At 67.8% G+C, this 22,920-nt stretch carries 23 protein-coding genes and 2 tRNA genes; 4 read left to right on the top strand and 21 right to left on the bottom strand.

The features are described from left to right. Positions 1-444 (bottom strand): hypothetical protein, encoded by a 444-nt coding sequence (locus ACFFC4_RS04200; RefSeq protein WP_375498080.1) that lies wholly within the window; start codon positions 442-444, stop codon positions 1-3. A 94-nt stretch (positions 445-538) separates the two neighbouring features. Here ACFFC4_RS04200 and ACFFC4_RS04195 point away from each other — a divergent pair, with 94 nt between their 5' ends. Then, positions 539-1,390, top strand: a complete 852-nt coding sequence (locus ACFFC4_RS04195; protein ID WP_375498078.1) for a heavy metal-binding domain-containing protein — start codon at positions 539-541, stop codon at positions 1,388-1,390. Positions 1,391-1,460: 70 nt separating this feature from the next. Here the strand turns inward: ACFFC4_RS04195 and ACFFC4_RS04190 are convergent, their stop codons facing one another. The 6 genes from ACFFC4_RS04190 to ACFFC4_RS04165 all read right to left on the bottom strand — a co-directional run bounded on the left by ACFFC4_RS04190 (position 1,461) and on the right by ACFFC4_RS04165 (position 6,374). Then, entirely contained in the window at positions 1,461-3,239 is a 1,779-nt protein-coding gene (locus tag ACFFC4_RS04190; protein WP_375498076.1) for a hypothetical protein, read from the bottom strand. After that, positions 3,232-3,789 (bottom strand): RNA polymerase sigma factor, encoded by a 558-nt coding sequence (locus ACFFC4_RS04185; RefSeq protein ID WP_375498074.1) that lies wholly within the window; start codon positions 3,787-3,789, stop codon positions 3,232-3,234. Before ACFFC4_RS04185 ends, ACFFC4_RS04190 begins: the two co-directional genes overlap by 8 nt. Positions 3,790-3,884: 95 nt before the next feature. Next, positions 3,885-4,541, bottom strand: a complete 657-nt coding sequence (locus ACFFC4_RS04180) for an aminodeoxychorismate/anthranilate synthase component II (RefSeq protein WP_375498072.1) — start codon at positions 4,539-4,541, stop codon at positions 3,885-3,887. Next, a complete protein-coding gene (locus ACFFC4_RS04175) occupies positions 4,538-4,699 on the bottom strand; it encodes a hypothetical protein (protein WP_375498070.1) in 162 nt (53 codons plus the stop codon). Before ACFFC4_RS04175 ends, ACFFC4_RS04180 begins: the two co-directional genes overlap by 4 nt. Beyond that, complete coding sequence (locus ACFFC4_RS04170; protein WP_375498068.1) at positions 4,699-5,544, bottom strand: class E sortase; 846 nt, start codon at positions 5,542-5,544, stop codon at positions 4,699-4,701. Before ACFFC4_RS04170 ends, ACFFC4_RS04175 begins: the two co-directional genes overlap by 1 nt. Before the next feature lie 95 nt (positions 5,545-5,639). Continuing rightward, the gene (locus tag ACFFC4_RS04165; protein WP_375498067.1) at positions 5,640-6,374 is read right to left on the bottom strand and encodes a DUF881 domain-containing protein; all 735 of its coding nucleotides are present in this window, start codon (positions 6,372-6,374) and stop codon (positions 5,640-5,642) included. Between the two features lie 59 nt (positions 6,375-6,433). Here ACFFC4_RS04165 and ACFFC4_RS04160 point away from each other — a divergent pair, with 59 nt between their 5' ends. Together ACFFC4_RS04160 and ACFFC4_RS04155 are read left to right on the top strand one after the other, a co-directional pair. Further along, complete coding sequence (locus tag ACFFC4_RS04160; protein WP_375498065.1) at positions 6,434-6,730, top strand: cell division protein CrgA; 297 nt, start codon at positions 6,434-6,436, stop codon at positions 6,728-6,730. Between the two features lie 72 nt (positions 6,731-6,802). Continuing rightward, on the top strand, positions 6,803-7,228 hold the full coding sequence (locus ACFFC4_RS04155; RefSeq protein ID WP_375498063.1) for a PH domain-containing protein: 426 nt from the start codon (positions 6,803-6,805) through the stop codon (positions 7,226-7,228). Positions 7,229-7,234: 6 nt separating this feature from the next. On the opposite strand, the gene ACFFC4_RS04150 is transcribed toward ACFFC4_RS04155, so the two are convergent. The 6 genes from ACFFC4_RS04150 to ACFFC4_RS04125 form a co-directional block, all read right to left on the bottom strand. Then, on the bottom strand, positions 7,235-8,116 hold the full coding sequence (locus ACFFC4_RS04150) for a rhomboid family intramembrane serine protease (RefSeq protein ID WP_375498061.1): 882 nt from the start codon (positions 8,114-8,116) through the stop codon (positions 7,235-7,237). Positions 8,117-8,119: 3 nt separating this feature from the next. Further along, on the bottom strand, positions 8,120-8,647 hold the full coding sequence (locus ACFFC4_RS04145) for a peptidylprolyl isomerase (protein WP_375498059.1): 528 nt from the start codon (positions 8,645-8,647) through the stop codon (positions 8,120-8,122). Between the two features lie 147 nt (positions 8,648-8,794). After that, the gene (locus tag ACFFC4_RS04140) at positions 8,795-9,457 is read right to left on the bottom strand and encodes a hypothetical protein (protein WP_375498057.1); all 663 of its coding nucleotides are present in this window, start codon (positions 9,455-9,457) and stop codon (positions 8,795-8,797) included. Further along, positions 9,454-10,170, bottom strand: coding sequence for a type 1 glutamine amidotransferase (locus tag ACFFC4_RS04135; protein ID WP_375498055.1), 717 nt, complete (start codon positions 10,168-10,170; stop codon positions 9,454-9,456). The genes ACFFC4_RS04140 and ACFFC4_RS04135 overlap by 4 nt, the downstream gene beginning before the upstream one ends. A gap of 13 nt (positions 10,171-10,183) precedes the next feature. Further along, entirely contained in the window at positions 10,184-11,476 is a 1,293-nt protein-coding gene (locus tag ACFFC4_RS04130) for a MurT ligase domain-containing protein (protein WP_375498053.1), read from the bottom strand. Positions 11,477-11,540: 64 nt separating this feature from the next. After that, entirely contained in the window at positions 11,541-13,451 is a 1,911-nt protein-coding gene (locus tag ACFFC4_RS04125; RefSeq protein ID WP_375498051.1) for a protease pro-enzyme activation domain-containing protein, read from the bottom strand. 362 nt (positions 13,452-13,813) lie between these two features. Between ACFFC4_RS04125 and ACFFC4_RS04120 the strand changes: the two genes are divergently transcribed. Further along, positions 13,814-14,926, top strand: a complete 1,113-nt coding sequence (locus ACFFC4_RS04120) for an EAL domain-containing protein (protein ID WP_375498049.1) — start codon at positions 13,814-13,816, stop codon at positions 14,924-14,926. A gap of 17 nt (positions 14,927-14,943) precedes the next feature. Here ACFFC4_RS04120 and ACFFC4_RS04115 read toward each other — a convergent pair. The 8 genes from ACFFC4_RS04115 to recF form a co-directional block, all read right to left on the bottom strand. Then, a tRNA-Ala gene (locus tag ACFFC4_RS04115) sits at positions 14,944-15,019 on the bottom strand. A 45-nt stretch (positions 15,020-15,064) separates the two neighbouring features. Continuing rightward, on the bottom strand, positions 15,065-15,196 hold the full coding sequence (locus tag ACFFC4_RS04110) for a DLW-39 family protein (RefSeq protein WP_375498047.1): 132 nt from the start codon (positions 15,194-15,196) through the stop codon (positions 15,065-15,067). Positions 15,197-15,244: 48 nt separating this feature from the next. Then, a tRNA-Ile gene (locus ACFFC4_RS04105) sits at positions 15,245-15,318 on the bottom strand. A gap of 22 nt (positions 15,319-15,340) precedes the next feature. After that, complete coding sequence (locus tag ACFFC4_RS04100; protein ID WP_375498045.1) at positions 15,341-15,973, bottom strand: DUF3566 domain-containing protein; 633 nt, start codon at positions 15,971-15,973, stop codon at positions 15,341-15,343. 1 nt (position 15,974) lies between these two features. Then, positions 15,975-18,452 (bottom strand): DNA gyrase subunit A, encoded by a 2,478-nt coding sequence (gene gyrA, locus ACFFC4_RS04095; RefSeq protein ID WP_375498043.1) that lies wholly within the window; start codon positions 18,450-18,452, stop codon positions 15,975-15,977. A 143-nt stretch (positions 18,453-18,595) separates the two neighbouring features. Continuing rightward, positions 18,596-20,638 carry a DNA topoisomerase (ATP-hydrolyzing) subunit B gene (gene gyrB, locus ACFFC4_RS04090; protein ID WP_375498041.1) on the bottom strand — a complete coding sequence of 681 codons (2,043 nt, stop codon included), beginning with the start codon at positions 20,636-20,638 and terminating at the stop codon, positions 18,596-18,598. A 269-nt stretch (positions 20,639-20,907) separates the two neighbouring features. After that, positions 20,908-21,576 carry a DUF721 domain-containing protein gene (locus ACFFC4_RS04085; protein WP_375498039.1) on the bottom strand — a complete coding sequence of 223 codons (669 nt, stop codon included), beginning with the start codon at positions 21,574-21,576 and terminating at the stop codon, positions 20,908-20,910. Between the two features lie 177 nt (positions 21,577-21,753). Then, positions 21,754-22,920: a DNA replication/repair protein RecF gene (gene recF, locus ACFFC4_RS04080; protein WP_375498037.1), complete on the bottom strand. Its 1,167-nt coding sequence runs from the start codon at positions 22,918-22,920 to the stop codon at positions 21,754-21,756.

Raw genomic sequence — 22,920 nt, 5'->3', positions numbered from 1 at the left:
TCAGCTCAGCAACGCTCGCTCAAGAGCGGCGCGGGTGGCCTCGTCGTCGCTGGTCAGCTGACCGAGCAGGACACCCAGTTCGTCGAGCCACTGCGCGACCGGCACCGGGGTCGAGGACAGCACAACGCCCCGCACGGTGAAACCCACGGTGGCCTCGGCCACCCCGACCTCAGGAGCCCGAAACGTCAGCGTCCGGTCGCCGGCCGTGACCGTGATCCCGATCGGTTCGCCGGCCCGCCCGGTCCGCCGACGTCCGAACGATCGCCGCCGTTCGACCCGAACCATCGGTGCCGGGAGCGCACCGCTCAACGTCGAAATCAGGACGCGGCCGAGCATGGCGACCTCGACGCGCCGGAAGTGCGCTACCACCAGGTCGCCCAGCGGACCGGGCTCACCCGGCGGACCGGGCTCACCTGGCGGCGTCGGCGGTTCCAGCGGCTGCATGGACGCACTGTAAAGCGTGGTGAGTTCTCAAGATCGTCCCTCTAGGGTCGACGCACAGGCTGGCGGACCACGCCCGGGGACAGCAGGAGGATCCATGGCCGTGTTCGGCCGCAACGACGTCCAGGACGCCGGGGCGAACTGGGAACCCGACGCCGCGAACAACCGGTTGGCGAACACCGCCGGCGCGACTCCCGGGGCAGTGTTCACCTCGGACTTGTCTGTGTCGGAGTACGTCCTGCTCAACGAGGCGGGCTTCGAGCCGCTGGGCTTCGTCGTCGGATCGTCGATCTACCACATCGGAATCCAGATCAGCCGGTGGGGACAGAACCAGGAACTGACCGTCCTGACGCAGGCGATGTACTCCGCACGCGAACTCGCGATGAGCCGGATGCAGGCCGAAGCCGACCGCCTCGGCGCCGACGGGGTCGTCGGCGTGACCCTGCGGGCGCAGCAGTACGTGTGGGGCCAGGGGGTGCTCGAGTTCATCGCCACAGGCACCGCGGTCCGAGCGCTGCAGGGCCATGGGGCACACCGCGCGCCCGACGGCCGGGCCTTCTCCTCCGACCTATCGGCGCAGGACTTCTATCGCCTGCTCGCTGCGGGCTCGGTGCCGGTCGCCTTCGTCCTGGGTACCTGCGTCTACCACATTGCACACCAGAGCGTCATGCAGTCACTGCGCCAGGCAGGTGTCAACCAAGAGATGGTGATCTTCACCCAGGGCATCTATCAGGCCCGGGAGCTGTCTCTGGCGCGGATGCAGTACGAGGCCACCCAGGCCCGCGCCACCGGGATCGTCGGCGTCACGGTCGACGTTCACAACCACGTCTGGGGTGAGCACGCGACCGAGTTCTTCGCCACCGGCACCGCGATCCGCCAGCTCGACCCGTCGCACCGGCTGCCCGAGACCGCACCCAAGCCCACGTTCACCCTCGGCCTGGACAGCTGACCTGACCTACCCGTGCCTTCCTGCCGCGAAGGGACACCCGCTTGCTTCGCGCGGTACCCGCGCCCTGCACTCACCGATGGAACCGCAGCGTCCCCACTCCGGCTCGGGCGATGGTCAGCACCCCCTGATAAACCGACCAGAAGTCGCTGCGCGTCAGCAACCGATAGACGAACGCAGCTTGCGCTGAACCAAGGTGTACGCCGGTCTGACAGCCAGTCGGCGGTGACCACGGCGTGCTGAACAGGAGCTGCCCCGTCAAGACCGACGCAGAGGCCGTGGCGCAGCCACTCGTGACCGCCCCCTGACCTCCGGCGGGGCCGGCGAACTCGACGGTGATCGGGGCGTCGGGCTGCGCAAAGGTCGGGCGACCACCGACCTCGTTCGGCTGTTGGCTGATGCCGGTAAGGGTCCACGTGATACCGGTCAGCGCGGCCGGGTCACGTACCGGGCTTAAGTCCGCGAAGCTGCGTACGCGTTGACCACGGACGCCGATTACCACGTACCCGCCGTGCATCATCGTGATCGTGCGTCCGGAGGTGCTGACGATGATCTCGGCGTTAGAGGTCTCGATCGCACGCAACGCACGCTCAAGAGTCTCCCCGGCCGAACCCCTTGGCCCGAACAGCAGATTGTCGGCCAGATTCCTCGCAACATAGCCGCGCTTCGTCAACTGGTAAGTGCCGGCCTGGCCGCTGCTCCCGGCACCCCCGCTGAATTCGCCGCGGCTGCTGAAGGTCACCGAACCGCGGAACGAGGCCGGGATGCTCACCCGCTTGCCGCCGTGCTCGACGGCGGTGATGTTCCATTCATAGCCGACGAAGGCGGGCGTCTTTCCTTGGTGCCGCGCGAAGGTGGGTGTCGGGGTCGGGGTCGGCTCCTTCGACAGCGACTCTGCCGTGACGGTGTAATCACCGGCGACAAGGGACAGCTCCGACCCACTGACGGCGAACCTGATCCGGACGCCGGGGGTCTCGAGTTCGCGGAGCGAGCCGTTCAGCAGTTCGAGAGCGGGATCCTGGGTATTGCGGGCCCGAGGGTGCAACTCGATGTTCTGCAGCGTCAAGGTCGATCCGGCAACCGTGTAGTGCCCGGTCCTGAGCAAGTTCAGGTCAGTCAGCACGGCGACGCCGCTGCGCAAGAACGCCAGGGTCGGGGTCGGCTCGGTGAACTGGGCATTGCCAGGCATCTGCTGTTGCTGCGCGCCGTGCCGTACCTCCGTGATCCGCCAGTTCGTGCCGATGATCGGTGATGTGATCGCAGCCGGCCGCGTGGCGACCAGCCGGTCGGAGCCGAATCGCAGCATCACCGTGTTCCCGGTGATCGTCACCCGGGCCGGCACCCCGGATTTGAACACCGCGAGTGCGGCTGCCAGCGGTAGGCCCGTTGCCGGCATGCCGCCGACCGACTCGGCCTGCCGGACGCCGCCGTGGATACGCACCGTCTCACCAGCGAGGGTGTACGTCCCCTCGTAGGCGTTGAGCAGGTCGGCCGCCCCCCATCGACCGTCGGGCAGGAAGTAGAAGGAATTCGGGCTGAAGGTCGACTGCCCTGCTTGCGCAGCAACAGCGGACGTCGTTCCGTCATGGGTCACCTCGGTTATCGACCAAACCCAACCGACCAGCGAGGACGGATCCGGCGCAGCCGCCCGCTGCTGGTGCCTGCTCACCACCAGGGTCAGCCCGGCAGCCAGCGCGATGACGAGTGCTATGCACGCCGCGATGGTCCATTGTCGATGCGGCCCGCCGCGATAGCTCGAGACGGGCGGCTGCGGCTGCCGCAGATCGGCTGTGGTCAGTTCGTCCGCCGCCGCCGTCAGGGCCGCACGTAACTCAGCTTCGAGGTCAGGCATCGTCGTCTCCCAGCATGCGGGTGAGGGTGGCGAGGGCGCGGCCCAGCGACGAGGAGGCGGCGCTCGGGCTGATTCTCAGCAGCGCGGCGACGCCGGCGATGTCCATGTCCAGGTAGTACGTGAGCACGATGACCTCCCGCTGACGGCCGGGCAGGTGCGTGACAGCGTCGAGCACGCGTCGCCGGCGCTCGGTCAGCAAGAGCGGTGCGTCGGCCGGCTCGACCGCCTCGCTGGTGCCCGGTGGACGCCGATGACCCACCGAGGTCAGACGCACCACCCGTCGCCGGCGTAGGACCGACCGGCACCGATTGACCACGGCAGCCCGCAGGTAACGATCCGGAGCGCCGAGGTCGGCGACGCGAGTCACATCGAGTCCCGCGAAGACGTCTTGAACGACATCTTCGGCAGTGTCATTGTCGTCGACGAGGCGCCGCGCGAGCCGTACGAGTTGCAGGTAGTGATCTGCGAACAGGTGCGATAGGGCAGCGGATGGAGCCGGCGCCGCCGTCGACGTCACGACGACGTCGATCGCCGAGTCGTCAGCGTCCACTGACAGCCTCCTGTCGCAGCAGCCGTGGCGACCGCTTCACCACTACAGACGCACGCCGGCCGGCGTCAGCAACAGGGTTGAGCAAAGAGTTCGGCTCAGGCCGGCGCGAACGCCGTCGCTTGCAGGGCGGTAACCTCGTCACCGAGGCGGGCGACGAACGCGTCGTCGACGGACGCCCCGCACCGGGCCAACCAGGTGGCCACCATCCGGTGCCCGCCCTGCGTCAATACCGATTCGGGGTGGAACTGCACGCCGTCGATGGGCAGCGTGGCATGCCGTAGCGCCATGACGATGCCGGTAGCCGTCCGACCCGTCACCAGGATCTCGGGTGCGAGCGTGTCCTCGGCGACGGCCAGCGAGTGGTACCGGGTGGCCGTGAACGGCGAGGGCAACCCGGCGAGCACGCCGGTGCCGTCGTGCAGCACGGCGCTGGTCTTGCCGTGCAGCAGCTCGGAGGCGCGAATCACCGGCGCCCCGAACACCTCGCCGATGGCCTGATGACCCAGGCACACGCCGAACAAGGGCAGCGCGCGCTCGGCGGCGGCCTCGACCATGGCCAGCGAGCAACCGGCGTCGGCCGGCTCACCGGGGCCGGGCGAGATCAGGACGCCGTCGACCCGGAGGTCGTCGAGTTCGCCGACCGTCACCTCATCGTTGCGCCGCACGACGACCTCGGCTCCGAGCTGGGCGAGGTACTGCACGAGGTTGTAGACGAAGCTGTCGTAGTTGTCGACGACGAGCACGCGGGTCACTTGTTGGGCACCGTGACCTGGTTGATGGGCAGGTGTGGCTCGATCCACGGGAAGATCACGAACAGCAGCAGGGCGGTGACGAGAAGCAGCAGCACGAGCGTTTGCCCGAGTTTGGCCGCGACCGGCCCGGGCAGGTGGCGCCAGATCCAGACGTACATCAGGTGCTCACCGCCGAAAACAACGCCTTGATCGAATCGGGCATGGTCAGCACGGCGTTGCCGGACTGGGCTGCAACCTTCACCGTGGCCGAGCTATCGAGTGCAGCATGAATGATCATCCGCTTATTCGCTGAGTACTTCGGATGGCAGGTTGTCATCGTTAGCAAAGCCTCGGTGGGCTTCGCGCCTTGGTGATTCGGCACTGGAAGCAAAACGTTGCCATCAGTGGGCGACACGATCTGACGGCCAGCGATTCCGTCGTCGTCCTTCTTCGTCAGCCCGTGCTGCTGGCCCTTCACCCGGTAGACGTACCAGTAGGAGCCGGTCTCGACGATCACCGAATCGCCGGCGCGCAACTGGTCGAGGTTGAGGAACGGTTCGCCCTTGCCGACTCGGTGCCCGGCCATCGCGAAGTTGCCGACCTGCCCGGGCAATTGAGTGTCTCGGTAGTGGGCCGGGCCTTTCTCAAGCTGTCCGTCAGTAGGCACCACGCTGCCCTGGACGATGGCGAAATGGAAGTCCTTGCCCAGACGGGGGATGTAGAGCACAGCGATGCCGTCGCCGAGCGGGATCGTCGGATCCTTGCTGCCGGGCAGGGGCAGGAGCGGGTCCTTCCCGTCGACGATCTCCTTCTTGAAGGTGTCGGCGACGTGCGACTGCTCGCGGTCGGCGAACAGGTTCGTGATCCATACCTCGTAGACGACGAACAGCAGCACGACCAATCCGGCCGTGATGAGCGTCTGGCCGATCCCGCGCAGGACGAAGCGGATCCGGTCACCAACCGAGCGGCCCGCCGCACGATGCGCAGGGGGCGGCGACGGCTCAGCAATCGCCGTGTCGGTCACGCGACGACGCAGTCGGAACGCGACGTTTGGGCATGGCCTCCGGCGACCGAAGCGAAGCGCAGGTCGGTCATGAATCCTCCGTGGTGTCGACGGACTTACGATCCGGCGTGGGCGTAGCTGAGGGTCAGCGGCCCGGTGTAAGCGGGCACGTCCACCCTGTCCTTGGACTCGACGGTGTAGCCCAAGCCGAAATACCCGGCCGCCTCCTGGAACGCCTTGACCCCGGGGGAGGAAGCCAACTGCTTCTGCATTGTCGCCGATGGACCGACCGCCGCAACACGGAACGGCGGCGAGTACACGTCGCCGTTGAGCAACAGTGTGTTGCCTACACAGCGTACGGCCGAGGTGGGAATGACCCGCTCACCCGCGATCGACATCGCCTCGGCACCACCGGCCCACAACGCGTTCACCACCGACTGCAGGTCCGACTGGTGCACCACCAACTGATTGGGATCGACGCCGGCGTTGGCAGCGCCGATCCTGGCGTCGTCGAGCACCACCAGCGTCCCCTCGCCGTGCACCGCGGTCAGCCCGCCGGCCGCCGCAAGTGGGGCGACGCGGCGCTGCGCGGCTGAGACCCGGCCGTCCGTGCTGCCCGCGAGCGCGGCCGCCGACTGCACCTGTACCTGCAACGAGCTCACCTGGGCGTTCAGCCCACGCACCGTGCGCTCGGCGGAGCGCACGGTGTCGCCGAGGCTGACGATGCCGGGCGCGCGCAGCTCGGTACCGTGTGAGTCTCGCGCGCTCGTTGCGAAGCCGACCCCGGCCACCAGGGAGACCACCGGCACGAGCAGGCGCCAGGTGCGCGTGCCCGAGCCCGGCTGCACCATGGCGACTACGCTAGCGGCAGTCGGTGGCAGATCTTCGTCACCAGTATGAGTCCCACCGCATGAACTGGAGTAAGCACGTGCCCAAGTCCAAGGTCCGCAAGAAGAATGACGCGCCGGTCCGGTCCTCGTCGAGCGCGGCGGCACCGGTGCGGCAGCTCTCGCCCAGCCCGGCCTGGTATCCGGTCGTCATGGCCATCGTCCTGCTGATCGGGCTGGCGTATCTGGTCACCTACTACCTGACCTCGAGCGGCACCGACCCACACATCCCCGTGATGGCCAGCCTGGACGCATGGAACTTCGCCGTCGGCTTCGGGATCATGCTGCTCGGCCTGATCATGGCAGTCCGTTGGCGCTGAGCCAGCGTCCACAACGTTTTCCACGCCTGTGATTACACGACTGTAGTTCTGTCCCCAGCTGGGGAAAAGCCTGTGGACAACTCCGCTGACGTCGCGCCGCGTGCCTGCTTCGCGCCCGAGCGCCGCATGACCGCTCTGGCCGCCGCCGGGGCGCTGCTCGCCGTCGTTGCTGCGGGGCTCGCGGGCACCGGGCCGGGCGGGCTGCTGGCCCTCATTGCGGCGGTCGTGCTCGCCGCCTACGCGATCAGTGACGTCGTGTTCTCGCCCAGGCTGGTCGCCGACGCCGACGGCCTGCGGATCCGGACACCCGCGACGCGGGCGACGTTGGCCTGGTCGGACGTTGAGCACGTGCGGGCGGACAGTCGGCTGCACCTCGGGCTGCGCAGCACCGTCCTCGAGATCGACGCCGAGGCGGTGCTGGTGGTGCTGAGCCGGCGCGCCATCGGGACCGACCCCGAGCAGGCAGCCGACCTGATCAACGCGTTCCGCCCCGGCTGACCCGCGTCACCAGGTAGCGGTGCGCACCCCGACCACCACGATGATCAGCATTAGCACCCCTCCCAGGCCGGCAGCCTGTAGCCGCGGTTCGATGCGCTGGCGTAGGTTCGGCAACCCGGCGATGGCCGTGGTGGCCAGCAGGCCGGTGAGGAACCCGCCGATGTGCCCGAGCTTGGAGATGTGCGGCACCGAGAAGGTGATCACGAAGTTCAGGACGATCGTGCCGATCAGCCACTGCGCGTTCAGCCCGAGCTTGCGGATGAGGATCAGGCACGCGCCGAACAGCCCGAAAATGGCGCCGGACGCGCCCGCGGTGTAACCGATCTCGTTGCCGAAGGCATAGATCGCTGCGCTGCCACCGAGCGCGCTCAGCAGGTAGACGGCGAGGAATCGCCAGCGGCCCAGAGCCCGCTCCAGAATTGGTCCGACGATGGCCAGCGACAGCATGTTGGACGCGATGTGCAGCGGACTCAGGTGCAGGAACGCCGACGTGATCAGCTCGTAGTACTCGTGATTGTTGTGGATGGCCGGGGGGAAGAGCTGCCAATCGATGAACAGCCGCGAGGGGTGCGACACCGGATCGCGCAATGACGCGCCGTCGAGCGTCCCACTCACCAGGTACGCGGCGATGTTCAGCACGATCAAGGTGATCGTGACGTACGGCGGGCTATCCCGCAGTCGGCCACCGACCATCGTGCGTGGCGCGCGAACCGAGCGCGCACCGTCGCGCACGTCGTCCGGGCAGTGGAAACCCACCGAGGCAGGGCGCATGCAGTCCGGGCAGATCGGCCGGTCGCAGCGCGTGCAGCGGATCATCGCCTCCCGGTCGGGGTGGCGATAGCAACGCTGGACGACCTGCTCGGCCGGCCCGCCCGGACTCTGCCCCATTGCTCAGGCGGGCTCGACCGTGATCGAGGTGATCGAGATCGGCTCGACCGGCTTGTCGCCGCGCCCGGTCTTGGTGGTGGCGATCGCATCAACGACGGCGCGGCCGTCGGCGTCGGCGACCTCGCCGAAGATCGAGTGCTTGCGGTTCAGGTGCGGTGTGCGGCCGACGGTGATGAAGAACTGGGAGCCGTTGGTGTTCGGGCCCGAGTTGGCCATCGCCAGCAGGTAGGGCCGGTCGAACTGCAGGTCGGGGTGGAACTCGTCGGCGAACTTGTACCCCGGGTCGCCGAAGCCCTCGCCCAGCGGGTCGCCGCCCTGGATCATGAAACCCTGGATGACCCGGTGGAAGACGGTGCCATCGTAGAGCGGGTCGTTGGTCTTCTGGCGGGTACCGGGGTGTGTCCATTCCTTCGCGCCGGTCGCGAGGTCGACGAAGTTCTTGACCGTCTTCGGGGCATGGTTGCCGAACAGCTCGATCCGGATGTCACCGGACGTGGTGTGCAGCGTGGCGATCTGGGTTGCATTGCTCATGCCGGCAATCCTGCCAGACGGGGCTTAGCGAGCCGGGCGTCCTCCCGTCGTTGGGCGAGCACGGCGACAGCCCGGTGGCGGTCCAGCTGGGTGGGTCGTCGGGCCCGGCGGCCACCAATCAAGATCACGACACGGCTGATCGGACGCTCAGAACTTCCCGACAATCGCGTGCCCGATGTTCACGGCATTCTTCGACGAGATGGTGACCTGGGTGTGCACGACCACCAGGACCTTGCCCTTGGCAAACGCGAAGGCCCAGTCCTGAACTCCGTCCGGGCCGAAAAACTTCGTCCGGTAGGCGATGCCGTCGACCCCGGGGGCGAAGTTCGGCTCGCTGATCGGCTCGGTACCGGCGCGGGCAGTGAGCACGAGCGCGTTGTGGGCGTCAGTGGCGCTGGGGAACGTGCGCGGGCGGATATCGGCAACGGCCTCGTGCCGGGTGTCTCCGTAGGAGTAGGAGAAGTAGAACCGGCAACCGACGGGTCGCAGGCCGGTGAGCACCGTGACGCGGCCGACCCGGTCGCCCTCGAGGTCGGCAATGTTCGCCTCATTCGTCGGATCGCTGTCCTTACCGGCCTTGATGTACGGGCACTTCTGGAACCGCTCCCCCTTCGGTGCGGTCGTCCGGTCGCCCAAGGCGGGGACGGTTGTGGCTGGCGCCGGGGTGAACGAGATGGTCGGCGCGGGCGCGGTCTCGGTCTGCACGATGGTGCGAGTGGCGGACGGGCCCGCGGGTTCGCCGCTGGACGTACACGCCGTGAGCGACAGCAGAGCGGCCGCGGCCGCCACCCCCAACGCCGGCCGCCTCACCGGGGCCGTCCCACCGCGACCCGGGCCGCGAGCTCGGGCAGCGCGTCGTCGATCGGCTCGAGCTCGGCCGGCTCCCCGCGCCGGAGGTAGGCCCGGCGCAACAGGTCGTCGGCGAAGCGAGGGCTCTTGGCCAGCACCGGGCCGTGCAGGTAGGTGCCGATGACGTTGTCGCGCACCGCCCCCTCCGTGCCGTCCTTGCCGTTGTTGCCCCGTCCGAGCTGCGACGTGCCCAACGGCGCGGCGCCCGGCCCGAGCGTCGTCAGCCCGCTGTGGTTCTCATAGCCGACGAGCCGGCCGGCCTGCGGGGTGACGACCCAGTTGTTGCCGATCAACCGGACGGGCTGGCCGTGCGTGACGACGTCCAGCACCCCGACGCCGGCGATGCGGCGACCCTCCTGGGTGACGAATTCGTGCCCGAGCATTTGGTAGGTGCCACAGATGGCGAGCATGACCACGCCGTCGTCGGCCATGGCGCGCAACTGCGGACCGCGCTGCGCGAAGTCCGCGCCGATGTCACCCTGCGCAGCGTCCTGCCCACCGCCGCCGAGCAGGATGTCCGCGTCGTGCGGCAGCGGGTCGCCGACGCTCACCGGGGTGATGGTCACCGCCAGCCCGCGCCACTGCAACCGGCGGCGCAGGACGAGGACGTTGCCGGTGTCGCCGTAGATGTTCATCTCGCGGGGGTAGAGGTGCACGAGCCGGAGCGCCTTCATCCCAGTGCCGCCTTCACGACAGCGCCGTCCCGATCCGCTGCAGCACCGCATGCAGCGCCCACATGGCGGTGTAGGTACTGAAGATGACGACGTGGCCATCGTCATCCACCGAGCGCACGGACGAGCGCAGCGCCTTCTCGAGATCCGGTTCGATCTCCTCCACCGCGACGTCGTCGTAGCGCAGCCGCACGGCCATGTCGGCGGCCCGGGTACCGGCCGTCGAGAGACGGGTGGGCAACCCCGACAACACCGCGAAGTCGACGTCCCAGAGCCACGAGACGTCCCGACCGTCGGCGTAGTCGTCGTTGATGGCGACCACCACCGCGTCGGGCGTTTGCATATCCAAGGTGCGCAGGGTCTGCCGGAAGCCGGCCGGGTTCTTCACCAGCTGCAGCACCACCCGGCGCCCGTCGACCTCGAAGGACTGCCCGCGGCCGAAGGCGGGCGACACCTTGGCCAACCCCACCAGCACGGTGTCGACGTCCAACCCGAGCGCCAGGCCGAGCGCGGCGGCGCCACACGCGTTCTGGGCGTTGTGCGGGCCTTCGGCGCGTAATACGACGTCGTGGTCGGTGCCGTCGACCCGTAACGTGGCCGCCGGATGCGACGGCGACGGCAGCGTCCGCAGCTCGACGGCCGCCGGCACCGAGGAGATGGTCACCGGCCCGCCGTAGAGCTCCTCGTCGTTGGGGAAAAGCTCGCGCAGTTCGGGTGTGACGCCGTAGCAGCTGACCTGCGCGGCGGTGTCCGCGGCGAGCGCAGCCACACGTTCGTCGTCGCGGTTGAGCACGACGTGCCCGGTCGTGGCCGCGGCGACCTTGCCGAGCAGTCGCGCGGTGGTGTCGATCTCGCCGAAGCGGTCGAGCTGGTCGCGCATGACATTGAGCAGCAGGCAGTGCTGGGGTGCCACCCGCTCGACGAAGCGCACCGCCCACGCCTCGTCAAGCTCGAAGACGGCGACGTCGTAGCGCAACCACCCAGACCAGGACGCGTGCTCGACCGTGGCCGTGATCGCGCCACGCACGAAATTCGACCCGGTGTCATTGGTCAGCACCCGGTACCGCTCACCCAGGATCGTGGCCACCATCTTGGTCGTCGTGGTCTTGCCGTTGGTACCGGTGACGACGACGACGCCCTGCGGCAGCCGCGCCAGCGCGGTGGCCAGGTAGCGCGGGAAGACCTTCTCGACCACCAGGCCGGGCATCGCATTGCCGCGTCGGCCCAGGGCGCGAAGCGCCAGCAGCGTGAGCTTCCCGAGCCAGACGGCGAGCACGGCCGTCATTCGCGAGCAGCCCGGGGGGGTCACGGAGAGCAACGGTACCGAGGGCGCGCCGCCGAAGCGGCGCGCCCTCGATCCGCACTGGACGGTGTTACTTCTTCGTGCCGAAGGCGGTCAGCCAGCCGGCGTTCGGGACGCCGACTCCCGTGACCTGGTCGTAGCCCTTCGTTACCACGAGGCTGGAGTCCTGGCCGAAGGTCCGGACGGAGTACAGCAGCCCGTCCGTGGCGTTCTCGCCGTTGATGAAGTCCACGCGAACGTCACCGGCGACCTTGGGGTTGCCCTTGACGTCCGTGAAGTTCCCCGGCTTGGCGTAGATCGTCGGGTTGAGGAACCCAGCTCGCTTGCCGGCGTTCTGCACGGTCAGCGCGGTGAGCCCGGCGAACAGCGGCGAGGCCAGGCTCGTCCCGCCGATGCGGTACTCCCCGTAGGCCTTGCCGGTGGTGAACGTCTGCGTCTCGCCGATGAGCATGCCGGTATTCGGGTCGGCGTCCATCGCCACATCCGGTACCTGCCGGTAGGCATCATTGGTGACCTTGGCCTGGTAAGCCGGCTGGTTGAACAGTGCCGACTCCCCGCCACCGGCGCCGTAGAGGAACCCGACCGGGGTCCACGACTTGCCGTTGCTGGACAGGCTGTACTTGTTGGTTCCCCAACCAGCCTCGAATGAGATGGCCCCATTGCCGTCGATGCCGGTTGAGGTGCCGCCCACGGCGGTCACATATGGGTCCGAAGCCTCGTAATCGGCCTGCTTCAGGCCGGTGGCGGCGAGCTCGTCGCCGTCGTCGCCCGAGGAGAACAGGAAGCTGATGCCCTGGGCCGCACCCTGCAGGAAGACGGCTTCCTCGGCGTTGATCTCGTCCGCAGGGATGGATTCGCCCTGGTCACCGTAGGAGTTGCTGACGATAGACACGTCGTTGTCGTCGACGAGTTGCTGCAGCGTGTCGGTGAAGTCATCGTCCTCGCAGCTCTGGGCGCCGTAGTAGTGGATCTTCGCATCCGGCGCCATTGCGTGCACGGCTTCGACGTCGAGCGTCTCCTCGCCGTACCACCCCGACGGGCCGCATTCCTGCTGATTGGTAAACGAGGCTGGCACGGTCTGGACGAGCTGGCCCGATGTGTAGGAACCGTCGCCGTGGTTCGTGGCGTAGGTGTTGGCGTCCTTGGCGATCGTCGGGGCGGCGTACGCGTCGACGATGCCCACGGTGACCCCCTTGCCGGTCAGGGTGCTGTTGCCCTCGTATGCGCTGCGGAACTGCGGACCGGTGTAGCCGCAGGGTGCATACGACAGCGTCGTGCCGTTGAACTTCGGCAGCTTGGTCTTGAAGTCGGCCTGGTAGGTCGCCTGGAGAGCACCGAAATAGATCGAGCAGGGTCGTCCGTTACGGAAGCCCGCCGGCGGCGGCGCGTCCTGCTTGGTCTCCGGTGTCTTGTGCTGTGGGGTGGTGTCCAAGCCCGTGACGGTGAGGATGGCGGCACCTAACGAGGCCGGCACCGCCAGCGTCTTGGCCGGGGCCTGCACCGCCTGCCCGTCGTGCTGGAAACGCGCGATCTCCGTGCCGAACGCCTGGTTGGCGCCCTTCACCGTGCCGGTGATGGTGACGTAGTGGTTGCCGGCACTCGGCGCACTGACCTGCAGCCCGTACGAACGCAGGTACTTGGTGGCGTTGGCCACCGTGGCGGCCGTGATACCGAAGCGTTGCTGGTACTGCGGTTGGGTCAAATACTGCTGGTACTGCGCGCTGCCCGGCGTGGAGATCGCCGCGACCGCGGTTTTCACCGCGGCCAGGCCGCCCTTGGGCGCGAAGTAGACCCGGGCCGAGATCGGGGCGCTGGGTTTGGCCGCACCGAGGTTCTGGGCGGAAGCGGTCCACGTCGGTTTGGTGTTAGGAATAGCCTGCGGTGTGGGCGGCGTGGCCGATGTCGAAGGGATCACCGCGATCATCGAGCCGACCAGCGTTCCCGCGGCGACCGTAGCCGCCGCGATGGTGCGTGGGTGCATGCATGTCCTCCGTAGCAAGATCGCCTGCCCGCCGGCCGGTCGGCCGGTTTTTGAGCAGGAAGCCCTCAACCTAGGAGATTTATAGGTATTGCGGGGTGCTAACCGGTGACTTGTTGCTGCCAGGCCGAAAGTGACCGACATGTCGCTTACGACAGGATTGACAGCCTTGCCGAATGGCTTTACTTGCAACTAACATCAGCACGCACGGGGAACCTGCAGTTATACCTCGGAGGACCGACGATGAAACACCTCGCCTGCGGCGACGTGGTGCCAGGTCGCAACGCGTGCCTACCTGCCCATATCCCAAGCTCGGCCACCCCCTGACTGCCGAGCGGAACACCATGTTGTCAGCGAATGCCCCGGTGGCAAGCCCGGTGCTCGACGACGTCGTGCCTGCGCTCGATACGACGAGCTCGACCTTTACCGTCACCTACCAGCCCATCCTGCACGTTGCATGGGGCACGGCCGCCGGCTACCAAGCCGTGACGCACAGTGACGGTAAGTCCGAAATCGGTACGGCGGACGGTGATCAGGACGCCGCTCGGGCGGACCTCAGGGCCGCCGGCGTCGCAGCGACCGCCCGCGCGGCACTCGCAGCGATCCCCACCCTGCCGACCAACACCTTCATCTCCATCCCGGTGCCGCTGGCGCTGCTCGCCGATCATCGGATCCATGCCGCGCTCACCGACTACACCACCCTGGACGGGGTGGTACTCGACATCGCCGAGTTCTCGATCGGTCCGCTCGAGGCGGTGACGCCGGCGCTGGAGGCCTACCGCGCAGCCGGTGCGCTCGTCGCGGTCGGGGGCCGCGGTGCGGCTCAGCCCGAACTCACCAGCATCGTGCGGCTCAAGCCGGCCATCATCCGGTTGGGTCGGGCCTGGGTCCGCGGCGCCGACCGCTCGGAAGCCAAGCGCTCAGCTATCGAAGTCACCGGTCGGCTCGCAGCGCAGCTCGACGCATGCATCCTCGCCGAGGGCGTCACGACCTCGGCCGAGCTGCGCGCCCTCGCCGGGCTGGACGTCCCACTCGCGCAGGGCTCTTTCATCGGCGAAGCGCAGCAATTCTGGCCCGACATCAAACGCACCGCCCGCACCGCACTGCCCACCAACGTCGCGCCCACCGACGGTGTCCTGCACGCCCTGGTGCAGCAGTCCTACACGACGACGAATCTGCAGGCGGCCCAGAGCGTGCTGCCGGAGACAACCGGTTTCGACGTGCTGGTCGTGCTCGACGAGCAGCGCCGGCCGACGGCGCTGCTCGAGCAGGGCAGCACCGGGCAGTGGGTGACGAGCCCGGTGCTCGCCGTCCACATCGACACCCCGGTGGCCGACGCCGTCAAGCAAGCCATGGCGCGACCACGCGAGGTGCGCTTCACGCCGCTTGCCTGCACGGACGACGCCGGGCGCTTCCTCGGCGTCCTGCGCATCGAGCGGCTCATGTCGCACCTGAGCGCGGGCGAGCCGAACACCTAGCCGTCGGAAACACCTAGTGGTGGAGCCACGGAGATTCGAACTCCGGACATCTGCCTTGCAAAGGCAGCGCTCTGCCAACTGAGCTATGGCCCCTCAACCGAACGCCCCACTATAGCGGCGCGCGGTGCCGCGCCTGCGTCAGCGGGACGCGTCGGAGGTGGCTTCCCGCCACAGGATCTCGGCGTCGTGCTGGGCCTGTCGCCGACGAGCGGCGGTGGCGATCGCCGCAGCGAGAGCAGCGATCAGCAGGGCGGGTTTCGTCTGGCGCACCGGGCCAACGATACGCCCGGGGTACAGGTGCCCGATGGGCACGCGGGGTGGGCCTGGGAGGACTTGAACCTCCGGCCTCATCCTTATCAGGGATGCGCTCTAACCGTCTGAGCTACAGGCCCGCGAACGCGACGCGTAAGACTATCAGCGCTCGGACAGCGTGATCTCGATGCCCCCGACCAGGTCGGCACACAGGTTGTAGACGAGTGAGCCGACCGTCGACAACGCGATGAACAGGACGACGTTCACGACACCGATGATGGCCGCGCCGCCGAACACCACGCCCGCGGTCACCGGGGCCTGGGCGTCGCCGCCCTGAATGGTGGTGACCGTGTCGTTGATCTTGCTGATGATGCCTGCACCGTCGAGGATGCCGAAGAGCACGCCGACCACGATCAACCACACGAAGAACAGGGCGATCGAGAGCACGCAGGAGAACTTGAGCACCGTCCACGGGTTGATGTGGCGCAGCTGCAACCGGGCCCGCCGAGGACCGCGGTTACCGGCGGAGCGGGGCTTGCTCGGTGCGCTGCCGGGGGTCGCGGCGGTCGATGTGGTTGCGCCTGTCGGCGAACCGTCGACCGGAACCACCGGCAGCGCGCCGGTGGGGGAGTCGGCACTGGTCCCGCCGTAACCGGCGGGAGCGGCCGGACCCGCATTCCACGCCGACGAGCCGTTGCCAGCAGTGGTGTGCTGCGGGGTGGAGAAGCCGTAGTCGGGGCTGCGCGGCGCGGCCTGCTGGGCCGGTGGGCCGCTGGAGGCTCCGCCTTCGGTCATGTCACTCCGTCACGTCAGGCTCGTCGGCGTTGCGGGCAATGGCGTTCAACAGCACGCCGTCGGGCAGGTTCATCAGTCGCACGCCCATCGTCTGGCGCTGCGCCCGGCGAACCTCGCCGGCGGTCGTGCGGATCACGACGCCGTCAGAGGTGATGGCGTAGATCTCGTCCCTGGGAGCGACGGCGATGGCGCCCACAAGTCCGCCTCGGGTGGAGACGATACGCGCGGTGAGCACACCCTTGCCTCCCCGGCCTTGGACCGGATACTCCCCGACCCGCGTCCGCTTGGCGTAGCCGCCCTCAGTGGCGACCAAGATTTCTGCGTTCTCGTCGTCGACCACCACCATGGAAAGCAGCGAGTCCCCGTCGTTGAAGCGCATGCCGAACACGCCTGATGTTGCCCGGCCCATGGGGCGCAGGGCATCGTCGTCGGCGGTGAAGCGGATCGACATCGCCCGGCGACTGACCAGTAGCAGGTCGTGACTGGCCGAGATCAGCGCGGCGTCGATCAGCTCGTCGTCCTCGCGCAGGTTGATGGCCACGAGTCCGCCCGAACGGTTGGAGTCGAAGTCGATCAGTTTGGTCTTCTTCACCAGGCCGTGCTTGGTGGCAAGGACGAGGTAGGGCGCGACCTCGTAGTTGTTCAGCGTGATGACGTCGGCGATCTCCTCGTCCGGCTGGAAGGCCAGCAGATTTGCGACGTGCTGACCGCGCGCATTGCGGTTCGCCTCGGGCAGCTCGTAGGCCTTGGCCCGATAGACACGGCCCTTGTTGGTGAAGAACAGGATCCAGTCGTGCGTCGAGGTCACGAAGAAGTGCTCGACGATGTCGTCCTGGCGCAGTCCCGCGCCCTGCACGCCCTTGCCGCCACGCCGCTGCGCGCGATACAGATCGGTCTTTGTTCGCTTGGCATAGCCACCACGGGTGATGGTGACGACGACGTCCTCCTGCGCGATGAGGTCCTCGATCGAGACATCACCGTCGTGCGGGATCATCCGGGTGCGCCGCTCGTCGCCGTACTTGTCGACGATCTCGTTCATCTCGTCGCGGATGATCTGCCGCTGCCGGCCCGGCTTGGCCAGGATGTCGGTGTAGTCGGCGATCTTGGCTTCGATCTCGTTGGCCTCGTCGAGGATCCGCTGCCGCTCGAGCGCGGCGAGGCGACGCAGCTGCAGGTCCAGGATTGCGGTGGCCTGGATCTCGTCGATCTCCAGCAGTTCCATCAGCCCACCGCGCGCGGCATCGGCCGACGGCGCGCTGCGGATCAGGGCAATGACGGCGTCGAGTTGATCAAGCGCCTTGAGCAGCGCCCGCAGGATGTGCGCACGTTCCTCGGCCTGCTTGAGCAGGTAGCGCGTGCGTCGTTGAATGACCTCGACCTGGTGATTGACGTAGTGCGTGACGAACTGGTCCAGGCGCAGGGTGCGCGGTACTCCGTCGACGATGGCCAACATGTTGGCGCCGAACGTTGTCTGCAGCTGGGTGTGCTTGAAGAGGTTGTTGAGCACGACCTTGGCCACCGCGTCGCGGCTCAGGATGATGACGATCCGCATGCCGATGCGGTCGGAGCTCTCGTCCTGGATGTTGCGGACGCCGGCGATCTTGCCTTCCCTGACCTGCTCGGCGATCGAGGTGACGAGGTTGTCGGGGTTGACCTGGTAGGGCAGCTCGGTGATGACCAGGATGGTGGCGCCCTTCTGGTCCTCCTCGATCTCGACGACGGCGCGCATCCGGATCGACCCGCGGCCGGTGCGGTAGGCATCCTCGATGCCGTCGCGGCCGACGATCAGGCCCTTGGTCGGGAAGTCCGGGCCAGGGATGAGCTCGATGAGCTTCTCGAGGAGCTCCTCGTCGGTCGCGTCCGGGTGGTCCAGGGCGAAGGTGACGCCGGCGGCCAGCTCGCGCAGGTTGTGCGGCGGGATCCGGGTGGCCATGCCGACCGCAATGCCCTCGGAACCGTTCATCAGCAGGTTTGGGATACGCGCAGGCAGGATTACCGGCTCGACGGTGTTGCCCGCGTAGTTCGGGACGAAGTCGACGGTGTCCTTGTCGATGTCGGCCAGCATCGCCATCGCCAGCGGCGCCAGCCGGCACTCGGTGTAGCGCATCGCCGCGGCCGGGTCGTTGCCCGGCGAGCCGAAGTTGCCCTGCGGGTCGATCAGCGGGTAGCGCAGCGACCACGGCTGCGCCATCCGCACGAGCGCGTCGTACAACGCCGAGTCGCCGTGCGGGTGGTAGTTGCCCATCACGTCGCCGACGACCCGCCCGCACTTCACGTACCCGCGGTCAGGCCGGAACCCCGAGTCGAACATCCCGTACAGGATCTTGCGGTGCACGGGTTTCAACCCGTCCCGCACATCAGGCAGCGCCCGCCCCACGATGACCGACATCGCATAGTCGATGTAGCTGCGCTGCATCTCCGTCTGAATGTCGACGGGCTCGATGCGGTCGTACCCTGGCGGCTCGGTTATATCTGTCATTGGAATTGCCTTTCGAGGGTGACCACCGGTCGATGAGCGCGTGCGCGAAGAGCTGAGCGCTGCGCGAGCGAAGCGAGCTTGCGGTATGCGGCGTCAGACGGACCCGAGCAGAGCGAGCGGTTCAGATGGCGACGCATGTTCGCTCAGATGTCCAGAAAACGCACGTCTCGGGCGTTGCGGATGATGAAGCTCCGCCGGGCTTCGACGTCTTCGCCCATGAGGATGCTGAACAGCTCGTCTGCGGTGGCGGCGTCATCCAAGGTCACCAGTCGCAGGATGCGGTGGTCGGGGTCCATGGTGGTTTCCCAGAGCTCGGTGGCGTTCATCTCGCCGAGACCCTTGTAGCGCTGCGTGCGGTCGGTCTCGTCCTTGGGCAGCTTGCGACCGGTGGCGAGACCGTCCTTGATCAGGGCGTCACGTTCCCGGTCGGAGAAGGCGTAGCCCGGCTCGCCTTTCGACCACTTGATCTTGTAGAGCGGCGGAGCGGCGAGGTAGACGTGGCCGGCCTCGATGAGCGGCCGCATGAACCGGAACAGCAGGGTGAGCAGCAGGGTGGTGATGTGCTGACCGTCGACGTCGGCGTCGGCCATCAGCACGATCTTGTGATAGCGCAGCTTGGTGAGGTCGAAGTCGTCGTGGATGCCAGTGCCGAGCGCGGTGATCAGCGACTGGACCTCGTTGTTCTTGAGCACCCGGTCGATGCGCGACTTCTCGACGTTGATGATCTTGCCGCGGATGGGCAGGATCGCTTGGAACTGCGAGTTGCGGGCCGACTTGGCCGAGCCACCGGCCGAGTCGCCCTCGACGATGTAGAGCTCGCTCTCGCCCGGTTCGGTCGAGCGGCAGTCGGCCAGCTTGCCCGGCATGCCGAAGGTGTCGAGGGCGCCCTTGCGGGCCAGCTTGCGGGCCTGCTGCGCGGCCTTGCGGGCCCGCGCGGCCTGGGTCATCTTGGTGACGATCCGCTTTGCCTCGGCGGGGTTGCGGTTGAACCAGTCCTCGATCCACTGGTTGCAGACCGACTGCACGAAGGTCTTGGCACTCGAGTTGCCGAGCTTGGTCTTGGTCTGGCCCTCGAACTGCGGCTCGCCGAGCTTGATGGAGATGATCGCGGCCAGGCCCTCGCGGATGTCGTCGCCGGTGAGGCGGTCGTCGTTGGTGTTCTTGACAAGCTTCTGAGCCACCGCCCACTTGTTGACCACGGTCGTCAGTGCGGCACGGAAACCCTCTTCGTGGGTACCGCCCTCGATGGTGGCGATGGTGTTGGCGAAGGTGTGCACGCTCTCGGCGAACGAGACATTCCACTGCATGGCGATCTCGAGCGACAGCGCCTTTTCCTTGTCCTCGCCGGAGAAGGAGATGACGTTGGCGTGGATCGCTTCCTTGGTCCGGTTGATGTGTCGGACGAAGTCGGCGATGCCGTCGGCGTAGGAGTAGGTGACCTCGCGGACCATGGGGGGCTTAGTCGGTGCATCAGGTGAGGTGGAGCCGACCTGGGAGTCGTCCTCCTCGACGATCTTCTCGGCGCGCTCGTCGCGCAGCACGATGGTCAGCCCCTTGTTCAGGAAGGCCATCTCCTGGACGCGCCGGCGGATCGTCTCGTAGTCGTACTCGGTGGTCTCGAAGATGTTCGGATCGGCCCAGAAGGTGACGGTCGTGCCGGTCTTCGTCGACGGCTCGTTCTTCTTCAGCGGTTCGGCCGGGGCCTGGTCGACGTAGGGCTGGGTCCAGCGGAAGCCGTCGCGTTCGATGTCGACCTCGAGGCGGTGGCTCAGCGCGTTGACTACCGAGATGCCGACGCCGTGCAGGCCGCCGGATACCGCGTACGCCTTGCCGTCGAACTTTCCACCCGCGTGCAGGACGGTGAGGATGACCTCGACCGTCGGCCGCTTCTGCGTGGGGTGCATGTCGACCGGCATGCCACGGCCGTTGTCCTTGACGCGGACGCCACCGTCGGCCAGCAGGGTGACGTCGATGCGGTCGGCGTGCCCGGCCAATGCCTCGTCGACGGAGTTGTCGACAACCTCCCAGACCAGGTGGTGCAGGCCGCGCGCCGACGTGGATCCGATGTACATGCCGGGGCGCTTGCGCACCGCCTCGAGGCCCTCGAGCACGGTGATCGAGCTGCCGCTGTACTCGTTCTTCTTGGCTGCGGGCTTACGGGCCGGGCTGCTCGTTGCACTGGTCATCTGTTGGACCTTCCTCGCCCGCGGGCGCGCACCACCCAGCCGGAACATCGGCGGATGACTAGAACTCGGGCTAAATCGGGTCCAGCCGGACTGCGACGCTGCGCGTCGACCTGTACCCGGACTCAGCGGACCGATGGTTGCCTGTCCAGTCTAGCCCTCCCGAGGGCAGTAGCGGGGCGCAACGCGGGCTGATGTGGACGCTGAGCGATCGGCCCCCCTTTTCATGCGGGTCCCTACTGGGAAGCTGGGGACCACGCGCTGAGGCCCGATCAGCCGTAGGTGTCGCGCGGGCCACGGCCGTTGCGCACACTGCGCGGGCCGTGTTTCCAGCTGGGTGCGGTCGGTCCGCTGATCACCAATCTGGTGACCACCTGCGGGCCGAGTTCGGCGACGAGGCGTGCCAGCAGCGTGCCGGCCAACAGACGCAGCTGGGTGGCCCAGGCCGTGGACTCTGCCGTGATGCGCAGCTCGCCGTCGCGCAGGCTCTGCGGCTCGCAGTGCGCTGCGACGTCGGCCCCGACCAGCGCGGCCCACTGTGCGAAGACCCGGGCGTCGGCCATCGGTTGCTCCCACCCCAGGTCGGCGACGTAGCCGGGCAGCAGGTCGCCGAGCCGCTGGGGATCGCGGACCGGATCGGGTCCGGAGCCGGAGTAGCCGCCTCGATTACGGCCGGACTCGTCAGGACGGCGACGGCGGGAACCTGTCCGGCGGCGACCACCGGCGGCACGGGTGGACCCACGAGCGCCGGCCAGGGCGCTCCGGGCAAGGTCGTCGTCATCGCCGTCACCGTCAGCGCCGCCGTTCTCGTCGCTGGCGTACGAACCGGCAACGGGGTCGACAGGTCCGACAGATGCGTCGAGTTCGACAGGTCGGCCCTCGACAGGTTCCCATTCGACAGGTACGTCGGGCGGCATTGCGCGGTCGTAGTCGCGGGTCATGGCGCCACCCCGCCGCAGTAGAGGGTCCGCGGTCCTCCTTCGTTATCCACAAGGGGTGCATTAGGGCGGTGAGTTAGTTGCCATTTTCGTCGGATTTGGGCGGTTCCCCACGCCAGCCCGTCCACAGGCCGCCGCACTTTTCCACGAGAACCTGTGGAAAACACCGGGACCGGCGTCCTACTCCGCATGACCAATCCTGCCGTCCGAGATGCCGATCCGGACCCCGTGCAGCTCCGGTGGCACATCACCGACTACGGCGGCCGTGATGATGGCTTGTTCGGCTTTGCCGGCGACGAACGCGAGCTGGGCGCGCCGGTCGACATCCAGTTCGGCGAACACGTCATCCAGTATGAGCACCGGATCGCCTCCCGGCAGGGTGTCGGCTCGCAGTAGGTCGTAACAGCCTAGCCGTAGTGACAACGCAGCTGACCAGCTCTCGCCGTGACTTGCGTACCCGCGCAGCGGCAGCTCGCCGAGCCGGGCGTCCAGGTCGTCCCGGTGCGGGCCCACCAGGTTCACACCGCGGTCGAGTTCAGCGGCACGGACCAGCTGCAGCTGCGCCAGCATGCCCTGCGCGAGCTCGGCCGGCGGCGGTATGTGCTCGGGATCGTTCAGGGTGTCCAGCGCAGGCAACACCTCGGCCAGCGCAGTCACGTAGCGCAAGCGGAGTTCGACGCTCGACGGCGCGACCTGTGCGTAGGCCGCCGCCGCATGCGGCCGCAGCGCGCGGACGGCTTCGAGCCGGGCGTGCAACAGCTGCGAGCCGTACTCGGCCAGGTGTCCGTCCCAGACGTCCAGAGTGGGCAGCTCGGTTCCGCCCGCTCTGCGCCGGGCCCCGCCGGCCGACTTGAGCAACGCCGCGCGCTGTTTGAGCACGCGGTCGTAGTCCGCCCGGACGCCGGCCATCCGAGGAGTTCGGGCCACGACGACCTCGTCTAGGAAGCGGCGCCGTTCGCTGGGGTCCCCGCGCACGATGGCGAGGTCCTCTGGAGCGAACAGCACCGTGCGCAGGACCCCGAGGATGTCGCGCGGGCGCGATACGGGCGCCCCGTTGAGTCGGGCGCGGTTGGCTCTGCCGGCCACGATCTCGACCTCGACGCGCAGTTCGCGACCGTCCGCGGCCACGGCGGCGCGGACAACGGCCCGCTCTGCGCCGGCCCGGATCAGCGGCGCATCCTGGGCGACGCGATGGCTGCCAAGGGTTGCCAGGTACCCGAGTGCCTCGACGAGGTTGGTCTTGCCCTGACCATTGGCGCCGACGAGCACCACCGGGCCGGGCTGCAGCGCCAGGTCGGCGCTGGTCCAGCTGCGGAAGTCGGCGACCGCGAGGTGACGGACGTGCAC

Source organism: uncultured Jatrophihabitans sp., from assembly GCF_964244045.1.
Lineage (GTDB): Bacteria > Actinomycetota > Actinomycetes > Mycobacteriales > Jatrophihabitantaceae > Jatrophihabitans.
Note: the sequence above shows the minus strand (reverse complement) of the source record. Positions and strands in the feature narration are given on the sequence as shown.

Excerpts from the sequence above, each read along its gene's own strand:
- ACFFC4_RS04200 (WP_375498080.1), bottom strand. The coding sequence starts at position 444 with ATGCAGCCGCTGGAACCGCCGACGCCGCCAGGTGAGCCCGGTCCGCCG.
- ACFFC4_RS04195 (WP_375498078.1), top strand. The coding sequence starts at position 539 with ATGGCCGTGTTCGGCCGCAACGACGTCCAGGACGCCGGGGCGAACTGG.
- ACFFC4_RS04190 (WP_375498076.1), bottom strand. The coding sequence starts at position 3,239 with ATGCCTGACCTCGAAGCTGAGTTACGTGCGGCCCTGACGGCGGCGGCG.
- ACFFC4_RS04175 (WP_375498070.1), bottom strand. The coding sequence starts at position 4,699 with ATGTACGTCTGGATCTGGCGCCACCTGCCCGGGCCGGTCGCGGCCAAA.
- ACFFC4_RS04165 (WP_375498067.1), bottom strand. The coding sequence starts at position 6,374 with ATGGTGCAGCCGGGCTCGGGCACGCGCACCTGGCGCCTGCTCGTGCCG.
- ACFFC4_RS04160 (WP_375498065.1), top strand. The coding sequence starts at position 6,434 with ATGAACTGGAGTAAGCACGTGCCCAAGTCCAAGGTCCGCAAGAAGAAT.
- ACFFC4_RS04150 (WP_375498061.1), bottom strand. The coding sequence starts at position 8,116 with ATGGGGCAGAGTCCGGGCGGGCCGGCCGAGCAGGTCGTCCAGCGTTGC.
- ACFFC4_RS04145 (WP_375498059.1), bottom strand. The coding sequence starts at position 8,647 with ATGAGCAATGCAACCCAGATCGCCACGCTGCACACCACGTCCGGTGAC.
- ACFFC4_RS04135 (WP_375498055.1), bottom strand. The coding sequence starts at position 10,170 with ATGAAGGCGCTCCGGCTCGTGCACCTCTACCCCCGCGAGATGAACATC.
- ACFFC4_RS04125 (WP_375498051.1), bottom strand. The coding sequence starts at position 13,451 with ATGCACCCACGCACCATCGCGGCGGCTACGGTCGCCGCGGGAACGCTG.
- ACFFC4_RS04100 (WP_375498045.1), bottom strand. The coding sequence starts at position 15,973 with ATGACCGAAGGCGGAGCCTCCAGCGGCCCACCGGCCCAGCAGGCCGCG.
- gyrA (WP_375498043.1), bottom strand. The coding sequence starts at position 18,452 with ATGACAGATATAACCGAGCCGCCAGGGTACGACCGCATCGAGCCCGTC.
- gyrB (WP_375498041.1), bottom strand. The coding sequence starts at position 20,638 with ATGACCAGTGCAACGAGCAGCCCGGCCCGTAAGCCCGCAGCCAAGAAG.
- ACFFC4_RS04085 (WP_375498039.1), bottom strand. The coding sequence starts at position 21,576 with ATGACCCGCGACTACGACCGCGCAATGCCGCCCGACGTACCTGTCGAA.